At 69.1% G+C, this 15,609-nt stretch carries 15 protein-coding genes; 9 read left to right on the top strand and 6 right to left on the bottom strand.

Annotation, left to right across the window (positions count from 1 at the left end; all coding sequences use genetic code 11):
• Window positions 1–64: 64 nt before the first annotated feature.
• The 5 genes from ACSZL9_RS01035 (at window position 65) to ACSZL9_RS01055 (ending at window position 6,394) form a co-directional block, all read left to right on the top strand.
• Window positions 65–808, top strand: coding sequence for a lysophospholipid acyltransferase family protein (locus ACSZL9_RS01035; protein WP_446663600.1), 744 nt, complete (start codon window positions 65–67; stop codon window positions 806–808).
• A gap of 111 nt (window positions 809–919) precedes the next feature.
• Complete coding sequence (locus tag ACSZL9_RS01040) at window positions 920–3,007, top strand: RecQ family ATP-dependent DNA helicase (protein WP_446663601.1); 2,088 nt, start codon at window positions 920–922, stop codon at window positions 3,005–3,007.
• A gap of 62 nt (window positions 3,008–3,069) precedes the next feature.
• A complete protein-coding gene (locus tag ACSZL9_RS01045; protein WP_446663602.1) occupies window positions 3,070–4,116 on the top strand; it encodes a glucose 1-dehydrogenase in 1,047 nt (348 codons plus the stop codon).
• Window positions 4,117–4,227: 111 nt separating this feature from the next.
• Complete coding sequence (locus ACSZL9_RS01050) at window positions 4,228–5,604, top strand: DNA polymerase IV (protein WP_446663603.1); 1,377 nt, start codon at window positions 4,228–4,230, stop codon at window positions 5,602–5,604.
• A gap of 31 nt (window positions 5,605–5,635) precedes the next feature.
• A complete protein-coding gene (locus tag ACSZL9_RS01055) occupies window positions 5,636–6,394 on the top strand; it encodes a class I SAM-dependent methyltransferase (RefSeq protein ID WP_446663604.1) in 759 nt (252 codons plus the stop codon).
• A gap of 14 nt (window positions 6,395–6,408) precedes the next feature.
• On the opposite strand, the gene ACSZL9_RS01060 is transcribed toward ACSZL9_RS01055, so the two are convergent.
• Both ACSZL9_RS01060 and ACSZL9_RS01065 read right to left on the bottom strand, forming a co-directional pair.
• Window positions 6,409–6,876: a MaoC/PaaZ C-terminal domain-containing protein gene (locus tag ACSZL9_RS01060; RefSeq protein ID WP_446663605.1), complete on the bottom strand. Its 468-nt coding sequence runs from the start codon at window positions 6,874–6,876 to the stop codon at window positions 6,409–6,411.
• Window positions 6,873–7,676 (bottom strand): PIG-L family deacetylase, encoded by an 804-nt coding sequence (locus ACSZL9_RS01065; protein WP_446663606.1) that lies wholly within the window; start codon window positions 7,674–7,676, stop codon window positions 6,873–6,875. Before ACSZL9_RS01065 ends, ACSZL9_RS01060 begins: the two co-directional genes overlap by 4 nt.
• Before the next feature lie 47 nt (window positions 7,677–7,723).
• On the opposite strand from ACSZL9_RS01065, the gene ACSZL9_RS01070 reads away from it, so the two are divergent.
• Together ACSZL9_RS01070 and ACSZL9_RS01075 are read left to right on the top strand one after the other, a co-directional pair.
• Window positions 7,724–8,566 carry a uracil-DNA glycosylase gene (locus ACSZL9_RS01070; protein WP_446663607.1) on the top strand — a complete coding sequence of 281 codons (843 nt, stop codon included), beginning with the start codon at window positions 7,724–7,726 and terminating at the stop codon, window positions 8,564–8,566.
• 58 nt (window positions 8,567–8,624) lie between these two features.
• Window positions 8,625–9,752: an aminotransferase class V-fold PLP-dependent enzyme gene (locus ACSZL9_RS01075; RefSeq protein WP_446663608.1), complete on the top strand. Its 1,128-nt coding sequence runs from the start codon at window positions 8,625–8,627 to the stop codon at window positions 9,750–9,752.
• 29 nt (window positions 9,753–9,781) lie between these two features.
• On the opposite strand, the gene ACSZL9_RS01080 is transcribed toward ACSZL9_RS01075, so the two are convergent.
• On the bottom strand, window positions 9,782–12,217 hold the full coding sequence (locus ACSZL9_RS01080; RefSeq protein ID WP_446663609.1) for a tetratricopeptide repeat protein: 2,436 nt from the start codon (window positions 12,215–12,217) through the stop codon (window positions 9,782–9,784).
• 145 nt (window positions 12,218–12,362) lie between these two features.
• On the opposite strand from ACSZL9_RS01080, the gene ACSZL9_RS01085 reads away from it, so the two are divergent.
• Complete coding sequence (locus ACSZL9_RS01085) at window positions 12,363–12,956, top strand: hypothetical protein (protein ID WP_446663610.1); 594 nt, start codon at window positions 12,363–12,365, stop codon at window positions 12,954–12,956.
• Window positions 12,957–12,983: 27 nt separating this feature from the next.
• Here the strand turns inward: ACSZL9_RS01085 and ACSZL9_RS01090 are convergent, their stop codons facing one another.
• Window positions 12,984–13,613 carry a superoxide dismutase gene (locus tag ACSZL9_RS01090; RefSeq protein ID WP_446663611.1) on the bottom strand — a complete coding sequence of 210 codons (630 nt, stop codon included), beginning with the start codon at window positions 13,611–13,613 and terminating at the stop codon, window positions 12,984–12,986.
• 128 nt (window positions 13,614–13,741) lie between these two features.
• Window positions 13,742–14,110: a DUF1330 domain-containing protein gene (locus ACSZL9_RS01095; protein ID WP_446663612.1), complete on the bottom strand. Its 369-nt coding sequence runs from the start codon at window positions 14,108–14,110 to the stop codon at window positions 13,742–13,744.
• 119 nt (window positions 14,111–14,229) lie between these two features.
• Here ACSZL9_RS01095 and ACSZL9_RS01100 point away from each other — a divergent pair, with 119 nt between their 5' ends.
• Complete coding sequence (locus tag ACSZL9_RS01100; protein ID WP_446663613.1) at window positions 14,230–15,003, top strand: helix-turn-helix domain-containing protein; 774 nt, start codon at window positions 14,230–14,232, stop codon at window positions 15,001–15,003.
• On the opposite strand, the gene ACSZL9_RS01105 is transcribed toward ACSZL9_RS01100, so the two are convergent.
• On the bottom strand, window positions 15,000–15,599 hold the full coding sequence (locus tag ACSZL9_RS01105) for a peroxidase-related enzyme (RefSeq protein WP_446663614.1): 600 nt from the start codon (window positions 15,597–15,599) through the stop codon (window positions 15,000–15,002). The genes ACSZL9_RS01100 and ACSZL9_RS01105 overlap by 4 nt on opposite strands.
• Window positions 15,600–15,609 lie beyond the last annotated feature (10 nt).

Below are 15,609 nucleotides of genomic sequence, written 5' to 3' on the forward strand. Positions count from 1 at the left end.
ACGGCTCGCGGTGGCCGAGCCTGTCGAGGTCACGAGTGCCCTACTGACCGGTAGGGTTCTCGCCATGGAACCGATCTACTCCGGCGTGATCTCCTTCGCACGCGGTGTGTTTGCCGTGCAGGGCCTGAAATTCAAGCGATCCGGGGCGGAGCACCTCCCGCGCACCGGTGGCGCGGTGATCGCGATGAATCACATCGGCTACTTCGACTTCTCCTATGCGGGTTACCCGGCACTGGACGTCGGCCGCAAGGTCCGGTTCATGGCGAAGAAGGATGTCTTCGACCACCCCGTCTCGGGCCCGCTGATGCGCGGCATGAGGCACATCCCGGTCGACCGGGCGGCCGGCGCCGATGCCTATCGCGCCGCGGTCGAGGCGTTGCAGCGGGGAGAGCTGATCGGTGTCTTCCCGGAGACGACGATCTCCCGGTCGTTCGAGTTGCGCGACTTCAAGTCCGGCGCGGTGCGTATGGCGCAAGAGGCGGGCGTGCCCGTCATACCGATGATCCTGTGGGGTTCGCAGCGCGTCTGGACCAAGGGCCTGCCGCGGCAGATGTGGCGGCCGAAGGTGCCGATCCGCATCGAGGTCGGCGCGCCGATCACCATCCCGGCCGATGCCGACCCCGACGCCGAGACCGCCGCACTGCGTGAGCGGATGACGAGCATGCTGCACGCGGTGCAGGAGTCCTACGAGCCGCTGACCGGTGACGACCTGAAATACCTCCCGGCGCGCCTCGGTGGCACCGCACCGACGCTGGAGGAGGCCAACGCCCTCGACGCGAAGGAAGCCGAGGAGCGGCGTACTGAGTAGCCGCGAGGTACGAGCGGCGTATCGAAGTGAAGGCAGCGCGACGAGCTGCGAACGGCTGACCCGGAGCGCGGCCGAGCGCCGGTTGTCGGTGGCCGCACGCAGACTGCCACCATGACCACCGTGACTTCCCCGACCATCGAGACCGTCGCCGACGACACCCTGGCAGTGCTGGCCGGCCCGGGCGCGCGACTGCGCGACGGGCAGCTGGAGGCGCTGCAGGCACTGACCGAACACGGTGCCCGGGTGCTGGTCGTGCAGGCGACCGGATGGGGCAAGTCCGCGGTCTACTGGATCGCGACGTCCTGGCTGCGCGCACATGGCCGCGGACCGACGCTGGTCATCTCGCCGCTGCTGTCGTTGATGCGCGACCAGGTCGCCGCTGCCGAGCGGGCCGGGCTGCGCGCTGCGACCCTCAACAGCTCCAATATCGGCCAGTGGCAAGGCATCGAGGCCGATCTGGCGACCGGACAGATTGACGTCCTGCTGGTCTCACCGGAGCGACTGGCCAACCCGACGTTCGGCGCGCGCGTGATGAAGTCGCTGACCGGCTCGCTCGGCCTCGTGGTCGTCGACGAAGCCCACTCGGTGTCCGACTGGGGTCACGACTTCCGGCCCGACTACCGCCGGGTGACCGACGTGCTGCGCCGGCTCAACCCCGAGACGCCGGTCCTGGCGACGACGGCCACCGCCAACGGGCGCGTGGTCGACGACATCGCCGCCCAGTTCGGCGACGACACCGTGGTCCTGCGCGGGCCGCTCGCCCGTGCCAGCCTGCAGTTGGCCGTGCTGCCGCAGCTGGATCCGCTGCAGCGCTTCGCCTGGGTGGTCGATCACCTTCCGCAGTTGCCCGGGTCGGGCATCGTCTACACGTTGACCGTCGCCGACGCAGAGCGGCTGACCGAGGCCGTTCGTCATCGGTATGGCGCAGACGCGCCGGTTGCGGCCTACACCGGCCAGCTGGACTCTGACACGCGCGAGCGGCTCGAGGAGGACCTGCGCGCCAACCGCGTCAAGGCGCTCATCGCGACCTCAGCGCTCGGCATGGGTTATGACAAGCCGGATCTCGGGTTCGTCATCCACGTGGGGGCCCCGCCCTCGCCGGTCTCCTACTACCAGCAGGTCGGCCGTGCGGGGCGCGCGATCGATCACGCGCTGGTTGCGTTGCTGCCGTCGGCCGGCGACGACGGCGTCTGGGACTACTTCGCGACAGCGACGATCCCCAAGGAGCCGCAGGTCCGGCGTCTGCTGGAGGCGTTGGGCGCGACCGGTGACGCCATGTCGGTGCCGCAATTGGAGGCCGAGAGCGGCCTGCGACGCAGCAAGGTCGACCTGCTGCTCAAGCAGCTCGCCGTCGACGGCATCACCGAGCGGACCGCCGACGGCTGGGTGTCGACGGGGAAGCCGTGGAGCTACGACCAGGAGCACTACGACGGGGTGCTCGCGGTCCGCCGCCGGGAGGCGGACATCATGCGCAGCTACATCCGTGGCGATCAGTGCCTGATGCAGTTGCTGCAGCAGTCGCTCGACGACCCGGAGGCGGAGCCGTGCGGGCGCTGCTCGGTCTGCCTGGGTCGGCTGCCGGAGCCGCTGCGGCCAGACGCCGATCCGGAGACGGTCGCTCGGGTGCGGCAGTTGTTGCGTGAGGGCCAGCAGTTGCTCGAGCCGCGCAAGATGTGGCCCGGCGGCTCCTTCGGCCGACGCGGCCGGATCCCTGCTGCGGAAGCGGCCGAGGAGGGGCGGGTCATCGTGCACGCCGACGCCGCAGAGTGGGGCGAGCTGCTCGCCGGCGCACTGCGCACCGACGGTCCGCCGCCGCCCGACCTGGTCGAGGCGTGTGTCCGGACGCTGGCGCAGTGGGGCTGGGCCGAGCGCCCCGAGACGGTCGTGGCGCTGAGCGCAGCCGGACATCCGCAGCTTGTCGGCGGGGTGGCCGATGCGCTCGGTGCCGCCGGTCGGTTGCCGGTGCAGCGCTGGGCGGTCGATGGCACACCGCCGGCCGACGCGACCTCGGTGGATGAAGCCACCTTCTGGCGCGAGGCATTGGAGGCCGGTGCGCTGCCCGACGTCGCTGGACAGGTCGTGCTGCTGATCGTCGACGCATCGTCATCCGGCTGGGTCGTCACGGTGGCTGCGGCACAACTGCGTATGGCGGGGGCTCGCGCCATACTCCCGCTGTTGCTGCACCGCACCGTCGGCTGACCCACCGGACGTTGCTCGGGGGTTGACCCGGCCGGCCAGGCGGGTCGGGTAACTTCGCAATCATGCGAGCACTCACAGTCATCCCTGGAGAATCCGGCAGCCTGGCGGTGCAGGACATGCCGGACCCGGATCCCGCGCTCGGTGACGTCCTGGTCGACGGGCTCGCGGTGGGCGTGTGCGGCACCGACCACGAGCTGGCCGACGGCGACTACGGCTGGGCGCCGGAGGGCTCGCAGCGACTGATCCTCGGGCACGAGTCACTGGGCCGCGTCCTGGAGGCACCCGAGGGGAGCGGGTTCGCTGCCGGCGATCTGATCGTCGGCGTTGTCCGGATGCCCGATCCGCAGCCCTGCGGTGCCTGCGCGCACGGCGAGTGGGACATGTGCCGCAACGGCGAATACACCGAGCACGGCATCAAGTCGCTGCACGGTTTCGCCGCCGAGCAGTGGCGGGTGCACGCCGAGCACGCGGTCAAGCTCGACCCGGCACTGGAGTCGGTCGGCATGCTGATGGAGCCGACGACGATCGTGGCCAAGGCGTGGGAGCAGGTCGACCACATCGGTGGCCGTGCGTGGTTCGAGCCGGAGTCGGTGCTCATCACCGGTGCCGGCCCGATCGGGTTGCTGGCGGCCATGATCGGTGCTGCCCGCGGACTCGACGTGCACGTGCTCGACCGCGTGACCGACGGGCCCAAGCCGCAGTTGGTCAAAGACCTCGGCGGCACCTATCACACCGACGCGGTCGACAAGGTCATCGAGCAGGTCGAGCCGGACGTGATCATCGAGGGCACCGGCGCGACGCCCGTCGTCAACGCTGCGCTGGCCAACCCCAAGCCCTACGCGATCACCGTGCTGACCGGCATCTCGGACCCCGGGGAGACCGAGACCGTCGACCTCGGGACCGTCAACCGTTCGGCGGTGCTCGGCAACGCCGCGATCGTCGGGTCGGTCAACGCCAACCTGCGCCACTACGAGGCGGCCGCGAAGGCACTGGCGGCCGCCGATCTGCAGTGGCTGGAGCGACTGGTCACCCGGCGGGTGCCGCTGGAGCAGTTCGCGGACGCGTTCACACCGCAGCCCGACGACGTCAAGATCGTGCTGACGATCTGATCGGTGACAATGGTCCGGTGAAGTTCATGCAGCACGGGCACAGAAGGTCTGCGATGCGCTGGCGTTGGAGGGAGCCTGCGATCCACAACGCCGACGGAGCGTAGGCCTGCCGTGCGTTCCGTGGCCAGCATCATGCATCTGGACCTGGACGCGTTCTTCGCAGCGGTCGAGCAGCGCGACAAGCCGTCGTTGCGGGGCAAACCGGTCTGCGTGGGCGGGGTCGGGGCACGCGGTGTCGTGGCCACCGCATCCTACGAGGCGCGCAAATTCGGCGCCCGGTCGGCGATGCCGACAGCCGAGGCCCGCCGCCGGTGCCCGCCCGGCACTGCCTTCCTGCACCCGCGGGGTGACGCCTACCGCGCCTCCAGCCGCGTCGTCATGGGCATCCTGCGGGAGGTGTCGCCGGTGGTGGAGCAGGTCAGTGTCGACGAGGCGTATGTCGACCTGGCAGCCGGGAGCGGGTTGGACCTCAGCCCGGACGGTGTGCGTGCTGTCGCACAGCAGATCATCGCCGAAATCTCCTCCGCCACAGGCGGATTGACCGCATCGGCGGGCATCGCCAGCTCCAAGATGCTGGCCAAGATCGGGTCCGACCTGGAGAAGCCCGCCGGCCTGGTGGTGGTGCCGCCCGGCCGCGAGCTGCAGGTGCTCGCACCGCTGTCGGTGCGCGTCGTCAGTGGCATCGGCCCGGCGACGGAGGCACGACTGCGCTCCTTCGGCGTCGAGACGGTGGCCGACCTGCAGCGGATGGAACGCACCGACCTGGTCAGCATCTTCGGCGCCGCCCACGGCGGCAGCCTGCACGAACTCGCCAGGGCGCGCGACGATCGCGAGGTCGTCGTGGAGCGGGAGGCCAAAAGCGTCTCGGCGGAGGAGACCTTCGAGCACGACGTGGTGGACCGCGAGATCCTCGACGCCGAGCTGGTCAGCCTGGCCCGGCGCACCGCCGCCCGGCTCGGCAAGTCGGCCGCTTTCGCACGGACGGTCACGATCAAGGCTCGGCAGCACGACTTCTCGACCGCCACCCGCTCCGAGACGCTGCTGCATCCGACCGGTGATGCGGGCGTGATCCTTGACGTCGCGCGTCGGTTGCTCGCTGGCATTGACGTGTCGGACGGCCTGCGGTTGTTGGGTGTTGGCGTCTCGGGGCTCGGCACACACGCACAGGAGCAGCTGCGTTTCGGCGACCCCGAGGAGGTGCAATTGCCGTTCGACGGCACGGACACTCCAGAGGCTGACGTGCCGGCAACCCCTGCGGGCGACGTCCGACGCACTCCCGGGCCGGCGGCATACAACGGGGAAGCGCCGCCGGCGTGGTGGCCGGGGGAGGACATCGCGCATACCGAGCACGGCGCGGGTTGGGTCTGGGGCAGTGGTCTCGGCCGCGTGACGGTGCGCTTCGAGGGGCCGACCACCGGCCCGGGCCGGGTGCGGACGTTCGCGTCCGACGACCCGGAGCTGAGCAAGGCAGATCCGCCGCAGTGGTGAATCCGGTTGACTGCGTTGTCAGGATGGTCGGATGCGGTCGTATGACGAACTGATCCGGGAGGCATCGCAGGTCGACGTGTCCGGCTGGGACTTCTCCTGGCTCGACGGGCGAGCCACCGAGGAGCGCCCCGGTTGGGGCTACTCCGGGCTGCTGGCGGATGCGCTGCGCGGGGTCGACAGTGCGCTGGACCTGCAGACCGGCGGGGGAGAAGTGGTGGACTCGGCACCGGTGTTGCCACCGCACCTGGTCGTGACCGAAGGCTGGCCGCCCAATGTCACGGCCGCGCGAAAACGACTGGGACCGCGTGGTGTTCGCGTCGTTGCCGTCGACGAGGGTGCCGCGCTGCCGTTCCCCGACCAGACCTTCGAACTCGTCACCGCCCGTCATCCGGTGGCTTCCGACTGGCCGGAGATCGCGCGGGTGCTACGGCCCGGCGGCCGTTACCTCGCGCAACACGTCGGGCCGGAGTCGGCCTTCGAGCTGATCGAATGGTTCCTGGGCCCGCTGTCCGACGAAGTCCGGGACGGGCGCCACTCACGCCACGATCGGGCGGGCGCGACTGCGGCCGGCCTGGTCGTCGACGAGATCCGCAGCGCGCGATGCCGGATGGAGTTCTTCGACATCGGGGCAGTGGTCTACATCCTGCGCAAATGCGTGTGGTGGGTGCCGGACTTCACTGTCGGGCGGTATGCCGCCCGGCTGCGCGACCTGGACACTGCGATCCGGCGGGACGGATCATTCGTCGCGCACTCCACTCGGTTGCTGGTGCGGGCGCAACTGCCGAGGTGACCGTGGCGGAGGGGTCACTCCGGCGCAGCGGTGTGTTCTGAACGGACCACGCAGTCCAGCTCAAGCTCCAGCACCGACTTTTCGTGCTGATTGTGCAGGCGACCTTCGACGATGACAGTGCAGCGGCCGGGCTTGTCGGGCTCGACGGATCGCACGATCGCGGTGCAGGTCAGCACGTCCCCGGCACGCACCGGCCGCAGGAAGCGGACCTGCCGGAAGTTGCGACCGGCGACGACGTCATATCGCTGATAGACCGCCGTGACGACGAGCCGCTGATAGATCGACATGGTGTGCAGCCCGCTGGCGATCAGGCCGCCGAAGTCACTGTCTGCGGCGCGTGCAGGGTCGACGTGGAAGTACTGGGGGTCCCACTCGGTGGCGAAGTCGCGGATGGCACTCTCGGTGACTTCGTAGCTGCCGCAGTCGATCTCGCGGCCGATCGGCAGGGCCTCGGCGGGCAACAGCTTCGGGACGTCGGTCATCGGGTTGCGGCGTCCATGAACCAGCCGTGCACCATGCCGTCCGGACGACCTCGCTCCCGGAAGTATTCGGTGCCGAAGCCGGCCGCGAAGACCTGATCGGGCATCGCCATGAACGTGCCGATGTCCGACACCTGACTGCGGTGTGCCCGCATCGCGCCGCGGATGCGGTCCAGGTATGCCGAAACGTCCACGGCCCAGTGGAGTTCGGCCTCGGGCAGGCCCATCGGGTTGCCGTCGTCCATCGGCCCGTCCGGATCGAACGGCACCTCCATGCCGGCGTCACGAGCTGCCTGCATGGATGCGCGCATCACGTCGCGATTCATCGTCTCTTCGAGCACCCGTGGTGAGCGCTTGGCCAGCTCCGCCGCGGCGTAGGTGACGGCGTGGACCTTCACATGGTCGGGGTGGCCGTAGCTGCCGTGCCAGTCGTAACCGACGAGCACGGCGGCGTCCTCCTCGTCGAGGATCGCTGCGAGCCGCTCGGCTGCTTCCGCGACCGGCGCCTGATGGAACGACTTGGGGTCGGAGTTCTGCTCCCACCCGGTCATCCCCGAGTCGTGGTAGCCGAGCCAGGCGACCCTGGCGGTGCCCGTCACCCGCGCCGATGCCTCGGCCTCGGTCCTGCGACGCTGCGCGAGTGTCTCGCTCGGCGCCAGGTCGTCCGGCACCTCGCCGTGCTCGCCACCTGTGGCATAGACCACCACCACACGGTGGCCCTCGTCGGAGGCTCGAGACATGGAACCCGCGGTCTGTGAGCTCTCGTCGTCCGGGTGGGCGTGGAAGAACACGATCGTCGACACCCGAAGAATCTTTGCACGCACGACCGACACCGGATAGAACCGGGAGCATGACCTCTGCGCGACGCGATCCCCACCCGGTCACCGGCCGGCTCTTCGAGTCACCGGTGCGGCCAGGGACCGGCTGGCCCGGCGACACTGCCACCGAGCAGACCCCGGTGGCGAAGACGGCTGCCGGCGTGCGCCGACTGGCCAAGGCCGCGACAACGCTCGAGGAGCTCAATGCGCAGGTCTCCGTATGTCGCGCGTGCCCGCGACTGGTCAGCTGGCGCGAAGAAGTGGCGACGACCGGCCGCCGCCGCTCCTTCGCGGATGAGCCCTACTGGGGACGGCCCGCTCCGGCTTTCGGCGACCCGGAGGCGACTCGGCTGATCGTCGGCCTCGCGCCCGCGGCCAACGGCGCGAACCGGTCCGGCCGGATGTTCACCGGCGACCGGTCGGGGGACTGGATCTTCGCCGCCCTGTATCGCGCCGGTTTCGCCACCCAGGAGTCGTCGGTCGCTGCGGGGGACGGGCTGGAGTTGCACGGCATCCGGATGACGGCACCGGTGCACTGCGCACCGCCCGCCAACAAGCCCACGACCCCGGAGAAGGCGACCTGTCGTCCCTGGCTGGAGCAGGAGCTGCAACTCTCGCAGGACAAGCTGCGCGTCATACTCGTGCTCGGCGGGATCGGCTGGGACGCGACGATTTCCACCGCACGCGCGATCGGCTGGGAGGTCCCGCGGCCGAAGCCGAAGTTCGGCCACGGGGCGAGGGCGGCCCTGCACAGCCCGGCAGGGCCGGTGGAGCTGGTCGGTTGCTACCACGTGAGCCAGCAGAACACCTTCACCGGCCGGCTGACCCAAGCGATGCTGGACGACGTCCTACGCACGGTGCGCGAACTGGGCTGAGGTCCCGGCAACCGGACCTGCCTACCGCTCGAGCAAGCATGTGTGGCACGGTGCGATCGTGAACCTGCCACATGATGACATCGACCCGGACGGCCTGCTGGAATACTCGGTCGTCTTCACCGACCGCTCCCTGAACCACATGTCGCAGCGCTTCGTGCGCGTCATGCAGGACATCCTCGACGTGTTGCGCAGCACGTATGCCGCCGACAGCGTCGCGATCGTCCCGGGCGGCGGCTCCTACGGCATGGAGGCCATCGCCCGCCAGCTGGCGACCGGCAAGCGCACCCTTGTCGTGCGCAACGGTGCGTTCTCCTACCGCTGGTCGCAGATCTTCGAGGCAGGCGACATCCCGAGCGAGTCGACCGTCTGGCCTGCCGCGCCGGTGAGCGACGAGCACCAGGCAGCCTGGCAGCCGGCCTCCGTCGACGAGGTCGTCGCGGCGATCCGCGAGAAGCGGCCGGAGGTCGTCTTCGCGCCGCACGTCGAGACCGCCTCGGGCATCCTGCTCCCGGATGAGTATGTGCGGGCCGTCTCGGCAGCGGTCCACGAGGTGGGCGGACTCTTCGTGCTCGACTGCGTGGCGTCCGGTGCGCTCTGGGTCGACATGCGCGACCTCGGGGTCGACGTGCTGCTGACCGCGCCGCAGAAGGGCTGGAGCGGCACCCCCTGCGCGGGTTACGTGATGCTGAACGACGCCGCGCGGTCGGCGATCGAGGCATCGACGTCGACCAGCTTCGCGATGGACCTGAAGAAGTGGCTGGCGATCACCGACGCGTATGTCGACGGGCAGACTCCCTACCACGCCACGATGCCGACCGACGGTCTGGCGCACAACGCGGAGCTGATGCTCGAGGCGCGGGATGCCGGCCCGGACACGTTGCGTGCCGCGCAGGTCGACCTCGGCGCGAAGATCCGCTCCGTGCTGGCCGACGCAGGATTCAAGTCCGTCGCCGCGGACGAATTCGCCTCTCCCACAGTGGTTGTCGTCCACACCGACGACCCGGAGCTGAAGACCGGCGCGAAGTTCAAGCAGGTCGGTCTGCAGGTCGCCGCTGGCGTGCCGCTGCAGTGCGGCGAGCCGGACGACTTCGCGACCTTCCGGCTGGGCCTCTTCGGCCTGGACAAGCTCGGCGACGTCGACGGCACGGTGGAGCGCTTCAAGGACGCCCTGGCCAAGCTCGGCTGACGTCTCGCCGGAGACTGGCGGAGCACGCGTCAGCGGGGCAGCCGATCGAGGTGGTCCCGCGCGCGTTCGAGTTCGTAGGCCTCACCGATCTGCTCGGCGATCTCGTGCGCCTGCTCGAAATGCGTTCGCGCGGCGTCGTTTTCGCCCTCGCGAAGCAGCATCTCGCCGAGGTTGTTGTGAGCGGACGTGACCAGTTCCTGGATGGTGAGTGTTGTTGCGAGGTGCAACGCGTGCTCGACCAGCCGGCGCCCCTCTGCGACGTAACCCGCCAGATGCAGCGACATGCCGAGGTTCGCCTCGGCGAACGCCTGTCCCGACTCGTCGCCGCGCCGCCGTGCGAGCAGGACCGCACGCCGCCCGGAGGTCACGGCCTGGTCCGCGAGTGCCGGATCGCCGGTGTCGGCCAGCAGTCCCGCCACATTGCTGCGTGCCAATTGTTCGCGCTTCTCCCAACCGTGCCGGCGGGCGAGATCCGCTGCCTCCTGTTGGATTTCGACCGATCCGGTGACATCGCCCGTCCGGGCGCGGATCACCCCGATGTTGGTCAGCGCGCCCACGAGGTGCTCGTCGTCACCGGTGCGGCGGTAATGCGCGCAGACCGCCTCCATGCGCTCGAGCGCCTCGTCATACCGCCCGGTCATGGTGGCGATGATCGCCAGGTTGTTGCTCGCCGAGGCGGCACCGTCACCGTCGTCGAGTCCGCGGAAGAGCGTCTCGGCGCGCTCGAGATAGGTTGCGGCGCGGTCATATCGGCTCAGTCGGAGATGGGCCATGCCGAGGTTGCGCTCGGCAAGAGCTGCCCCCGCACTGTCCTGCTGTATGACGGCCGCCGCCTGCGCCGTGCGGTTGAGCGTGACGGCCTCGGTCAACTGCCCGCCCTCCCACAGGTGCGGCGAGAGCACCGCGGCGAGTTTCGCGGATGCGTCCGTCTGGTGCTGCTCGGCTGCCCAGAACGCCACCGTCAGCAGGTTGCTGTGCTCGCGCCGAAGCCAGGTCGCGGCCTCGGGCGGCGGCACGGCCGGCAGGGAGCTGGTGTCCATCCAGTACCAGTCCTTCGTCGCGCCCGGCTGGGTCGCGGCGATAGCTGCGGCAGCAGTGCGGAGGTAGTGATCCATCAGCCGTCGCACGGCGGCCTTGCGCTGCTGCGGCCGCTCGTCGCGGACCGCCATTTGCTCGCCGAAAACCTTGACCAGAGAGTGCATTTCCCACTGGTCGGTCGCACGATCGGGTGTGGTCGACCGCACCAGGTGCGCGTCTTCGAGGTCGCGCAGCACGGTCCGACAGGTGGCTTCCGGTAGGTCGGTGAGCGCTGCCACGGCGTCCAGCCCGATCGTCGTGGTCGGATGCAGCGACGTCATGCGCAACACGTGACGACCGGCGTCGGACAGCGCCGTGTAGGTGACCCCGAGCGTCGCCTCCACCTCGTGGCCGACCTGCAGGGACCGGAGCCGGTCACGGTAGGCGTCGGCGTGATCCTGCTGTGTCCAGTCGGGGCGCCCGGCCAGCTGCGCCCGCGCGAGTGTCAGCGCCAAGGGCAGCCGCCCGGTGAGGTCGCAGAGCTCGCGCGCGGGACCGCTGTCGGGCAGGTCGAGCAACCGATGGGCGGCGCTCTCGTCCAGCACGTCCAGCGTGGTGCAGCCGACAGCGTCCGGCAGTGGCTCGTTCCACCGGCTGGTGACGATGACCCGCGTGGTGGAGTCGCGCGGGAGCAACGCCTCGGTCTGCCGCCAGGATGCGGCGTCGTCGAGCAGCAGGAGGCTGCGCCGGGCACTCAATAGGCCGAGATATCGGGTGCGCAGCGTCTCCGCCGCCGGTGCTGCGGTGGCTGCCGGCAGATGCACGCGCAGGACACCGCTCATGACGTCGAAGGGATCGGCCGGATGCCCGGCTGTGTCGAAGCCGGCCAGTTGGACGTGCACCACGGTGTCGACCGTGCCGCGGCGCAGCAACTCGTGCGCCGCGGTCACGGCCAGGGCGGTCTTGCCCACTCCGGCGAGGCCGCGGATCACGTGCACCCGGGGTCCGCCCGGATCGAGCAGTGGACGCAGTGCGTCGTCGCGTCCGACGAACGGTTCGGGCCGGGCGGGCAGCGACATGACCTGGGGGACGACGCCGCGATGATCCGGGGCCGGAGTGGCAGCCCGTGCCGCGTGGCGCCATACGGTGCGGACGTTCTGGTCACCGGTCAGCGCCTCCGCGATGTCGGCGATCAGGTCGGGGTCGAAGCGGGTGCGTCCCTCCCGGAAGCAGTCGTAGATGGTCGTGCGCGCGGGCCGAGCGCGTTCAGCGGGGACGCCCCGCGCCGTGCGGATGTCGCGGACGATGCGCGCAATGTCTGCGTATGACGGGTGCTGCGCCCAACGGCGGAGCTCCCGCAGCGCAGTCACGACATCGTCGGGTCCGGTGATGACGCCGGGCGCCGGCGCGGGTCCGGGGGAGTGCGCACCTGCCTCTGCCTGTCCCACGCGGTTCCTCGATCGTGTTTGTTCGGACGTGTTCGGAGGCTGCCGACAACGAGGCACAACGGTGTGAGCATCAGCGTGGGCGGACGGTCGCAGCTGGCCCCGATTCTGCCCGAAAACCGTTGTGCCCATGGGAGGGAAGCCGAAAATGACCGAACTGACGAGACGCCAGGTGAGCAAGGGAGCCGCGTGGGTGCTGCCCGTCGTCGCGGTGGCGAGTGCTGCGCCTGCTGCGGCGGCGAGCGAGAACGTCGACTACTGCGGATGTTTCCTGCCGGCCGGACTGCAACTGCTCGAGGGCAGGTGGGTCAGCTCGCTGGTGCCGATGGGAGTCAGCTGGCACGTGTATGCCGACCTGACGATGCCCCCGTGCCCGGCCCTCGACGTCTTCGAGCAGCAACACGGACCGGCATACCTCGGCTTCACCGTGTCGCAGCTCAGTGTGCAGACGACCGAAGGGCCGCTGGAGGTGAATTGGAACGACATGCTCGGTGCCCGGGTCATCAAGGGTCTGCCGACTCCGACGGACCTGCACTTCGACTCCGCGGACTGGGAGATCGGGTCGACGCCGCAACATCACGTCACAACGGCGTCGGTGACGGTCAACCCGCGACTGACCAACAGTGCCGGGTCGGTCGACGTGACGTGCCCCGGCGCGATCCGGCTGGACTACACGTTCGGCCCCGACGAATACGGCAACTGGGAGGGCAACAGCGGGTTGGTCACGGTCACCGTGTCGTGACCGTGACCAACCAGCGGGGTGATCGGCTCAGGCCTGCGGCACGATCAGCCCGGCGGTCTGGGTGCGGGCGCGGGCGAACCGCTCCTGCACGTCCGCCCAGTTGGCGATGTTCCACCAGGCATCGACGTATTCGTTCTTGACGTTGCGGTACTGCAGGTAGAACGCGTGCTCCCACATGTCGAGCATCAGCAGGGGAGTCAGGCCCACTGGCAGGTTGCCCTGGTGGTCGTAGAGCTGGCAGATCACCAGGCGGGCGCCGAGGCTGTCCCAGGCCAGGATCGACCAGCCGGAGCCCTGGATGCCCAGTGCGTTCGCGGTGAAGTGCGCGCGGAACGCGTCGAAGGAGCCGAAGAACTCGTCGATCGCCTGACCCAACTCGCCGTCCGGCTTGTCGCCGCCGTCCGGGCTCATGTTGGGCCAGAACACCGAGTGGTTGACGTGCCCGGCCAGGTTGAAGGCGAGGTTCTTCTCCAGCAGGTTGACCGGGCCGAGCTTCTCGGTCTCACGCGCCTCGGCCATCTGCTCGATGGCGGTGTTGGCGCCCTTGACGTATGCCGCGTGGTGCTTGTCGTGGTGCAGCTCCATGATGGCGCCGGAGATGTGCGGCTCGAGGGCGGAATAGTCGTAGGGGAGGTCAGGAAGGTCGTAGTCGGACACGGGATCACCTTTCGCGAGAGTGTGCGTGTGGCCATATGCGAATTAGTCGCATATGGCCACACTAACCCGACTCCGACCGGCGGGCACGGCACGGTCAACGATTGGGACCGTCGCGATTCCGGCCCAATTCACCCGGCTTTCAGTTGCTTTCGCATCTTCGCCGCGGTGTCGGTGGCTCGGTATCCCTCCGGCACTCCTTCGATCGTGATGACGATCGAGTCCGCGTGATCTGCTCGCAAGGGTGCGATCTGCTGGTAGGGCTCGGACGCGAACCACTCGCGAGCGGCGTCGACCGACGGGAACCCGATGATGATCACGTCGCCCGGCAGCTTGCCCTCATGTGTCTGGTGGCGAGTGGTGTGCACGAGCCAGCGGCCGCCGTACGGCTCGAACGTTCCCTCGATCCGTTCGAGGTATTCGACGATGTGCGGCCCCATGTCGACGTTCTCGAGGTAGCCGATGGCGTATCCGGCCGGCACGGTGTCGGTGGTGTTCATGGTCGTTCTCTCCTCGGTGTGCGCTTCGTGAACGACACAAGACTGCGACCTGTGAGTGCTCGCCGGCCATGACCTCGCAGGTCATGGTCCACGAGATGCGCGCGCCTACGCTGGCGCACATGACTGCAATCGCCGAAGAGCCCGCCGTCGGAGAGTTGCTGCGCGAATGGCGGGAGAGTCGGTCGCTGAGCCAGCAGGCGTTGTCCGATCTGTCGACGGTGTCGACCCGACACCTCAGCCGGGTCGAGACCGGCCGGGCCAAGCCGACGCCACAGATGATCGTGCACCTGTCGGAGCATCTGGAAATCCCGCTGCGAGAACGAAATCGGATCCTGCTCGCCGGCGGATACGCACCGCAGTACGCCGACAGCGCCCTGGACGACGCTTCCCTCTTGAGCGTGATGAGCGGGTTGCGTGACCTCCTGGACGCGCACCTGCCCTACCCGGCGCTGCTGCTCGATGACTACTGGGAGGTTGTCGACGCGAACTCCGCGGTCGACGCGCTGATGGCAGGCTGCTCGGCCGCACTGCTCGAGCCGCCGATCAACGTCATCCGGCTGTGCGTGCACCCGGACGGGCTGGCCCCGCGGATCCGGAATCTGCCGGTCTGGGCCGCGCACCTCGGGCAGCAGCTGCGACACCGAGCCGCGCAGACGCGCGACCCGCGGCATTCCGCCTTGGCTCGTGAGGTTGCGGAGCTGGTCGAGGCGGACACCACTCCGGCGGTCGGTGGCCCGGTGGTCGTCCTCGAGCTCGAGTCGGATTCGGGCCCGCTGCGGTTCTTCAGCACCGCCGCCCGCCTCACGACCGCGACCGACGCGGCACTCGAGGGCCTGCACCTGGAGACCTTCCTCCCGGCCGACGAGCACACGCGGGCGGCATACGGGACCTAGGAGCTGCGCGGCACGCGACCCATCAGGTAGAACTCCTTGTTGGGCATCAGTCCAGTCCAATGGACCAGCCGGTTGCTCATCGAGAAGAACGCCGTGATCGCACCGACGTCATAGACGTCTTCCTCCGAAAGCCCTTGTGCGCGCAGCAGATCCAGGTCGTCGTCGACGATCTCCGAGGGACGGGAGGCCAGCTTGACGGCGACCGAGATGATTGTGTGCTGCCGCTCGTCGAGATCGGCCTTGCGCCAGTCCGTCGCCAATTGGTCTGAGATGTAAGGGTTCTTGGACCGGATGCGGGCGATCGCCCCGTGCGCGACGACGCAATAGAGGCAGTCGTTCTCGGCGCTCGTGGCGACCACGATCATCTCCCGGTCTGCCTTGCTCAGCCCCGGGGTTTCGCGGTCCATCAGTGAGTCGTGGAAGTCGAAGAACGCGCGCATCTCTTCGGGTCGTTGCGCGATGCCGATGAACACGTTGGGGATGAAGCCGGACTTCTCGCTGACCGCGGCGATGCGCTCCTGTAGGTCCGGTGGCAGGTCGTCGACGTCGACGACCGGGAAGCGTTTCATGATCTCGGGGTCCAGCCGGCCAGTCATATCGGTCTCC

The sequence above is a fragment of the Flexivirga sp. B27 genome, assembly GCF_052905685.1.

Coding starts and splice junctions, on each gene's coding strand:
- ACSZL9_RS01035 (WP_446663600.1), top strand. CDS start 65: ATGGAACCGATCTACTCCGGCGTGATCTCCTTCGCACGCGGTGTGTTT.
- ACSZL9_RS01040 (WP_446663601.1), top strand. CDS start 920: ATGACCACCGTGACTTCCCCGACCATCGAGACCGTCGCCGACGACACC.
- ACSZL9_RS01045 (WP_446663602.1), top strand. CDS start 3,070: ATGCGAGCACTCACAGTCATCCCTGGAGAATCCGGCAGCCTGGCGGTG.
- ACSZL9_RS01055 (WP_446663604.1), top strand. CDS start 5,636: ATGCGGTCGTATGACGAACTGATCCGGGAGGCATCGCAGGTCGACGTG.
- ACSZL9_RS01060 (WP_446663605.1), bottom strand. CDS start 6,876: ATGACCGACGTCCCGAAGCTGTTGCCCGCCGAGGCCCTGCCGATCGGC.
- ACSZL9_RS01070 (WP_446663607.1), top strand. CDS start 7,724: ATGACCTCTGCGCGACGCGATCCCCACCCGGTCACCGGCCGGCTCTTC.
- ACSZL9_RS01085 (WP_446663610.1), top strand. CDS start 12,363: ATGACCGAACTGACGAGACGCCAGGTGAGCAAGGGAGCCGCGTGGGTG.
- ACSZL9_RS01095 (WP_446663612.1), bottom strand. CDS start 14,110: ATGAACACCACCGACACCGTGCCGGCCGGATACGCCATCGGCTACCTC.
- ACSZL9_RS01100 (WP_446663613.1), top strand. CDS start 14,230: ATGACTGCAATCGCCGAAGAGCCCGCCGTCGGAGAGTTGCTGCGCGAA.
- ACSZL9_RS01105 (WP_446663614.1), bottom strand. CDS start 15,599: ATGACTGGCCGGCTGGACCCCGAGATCATGAAACGCTTCCCGGTCGTC.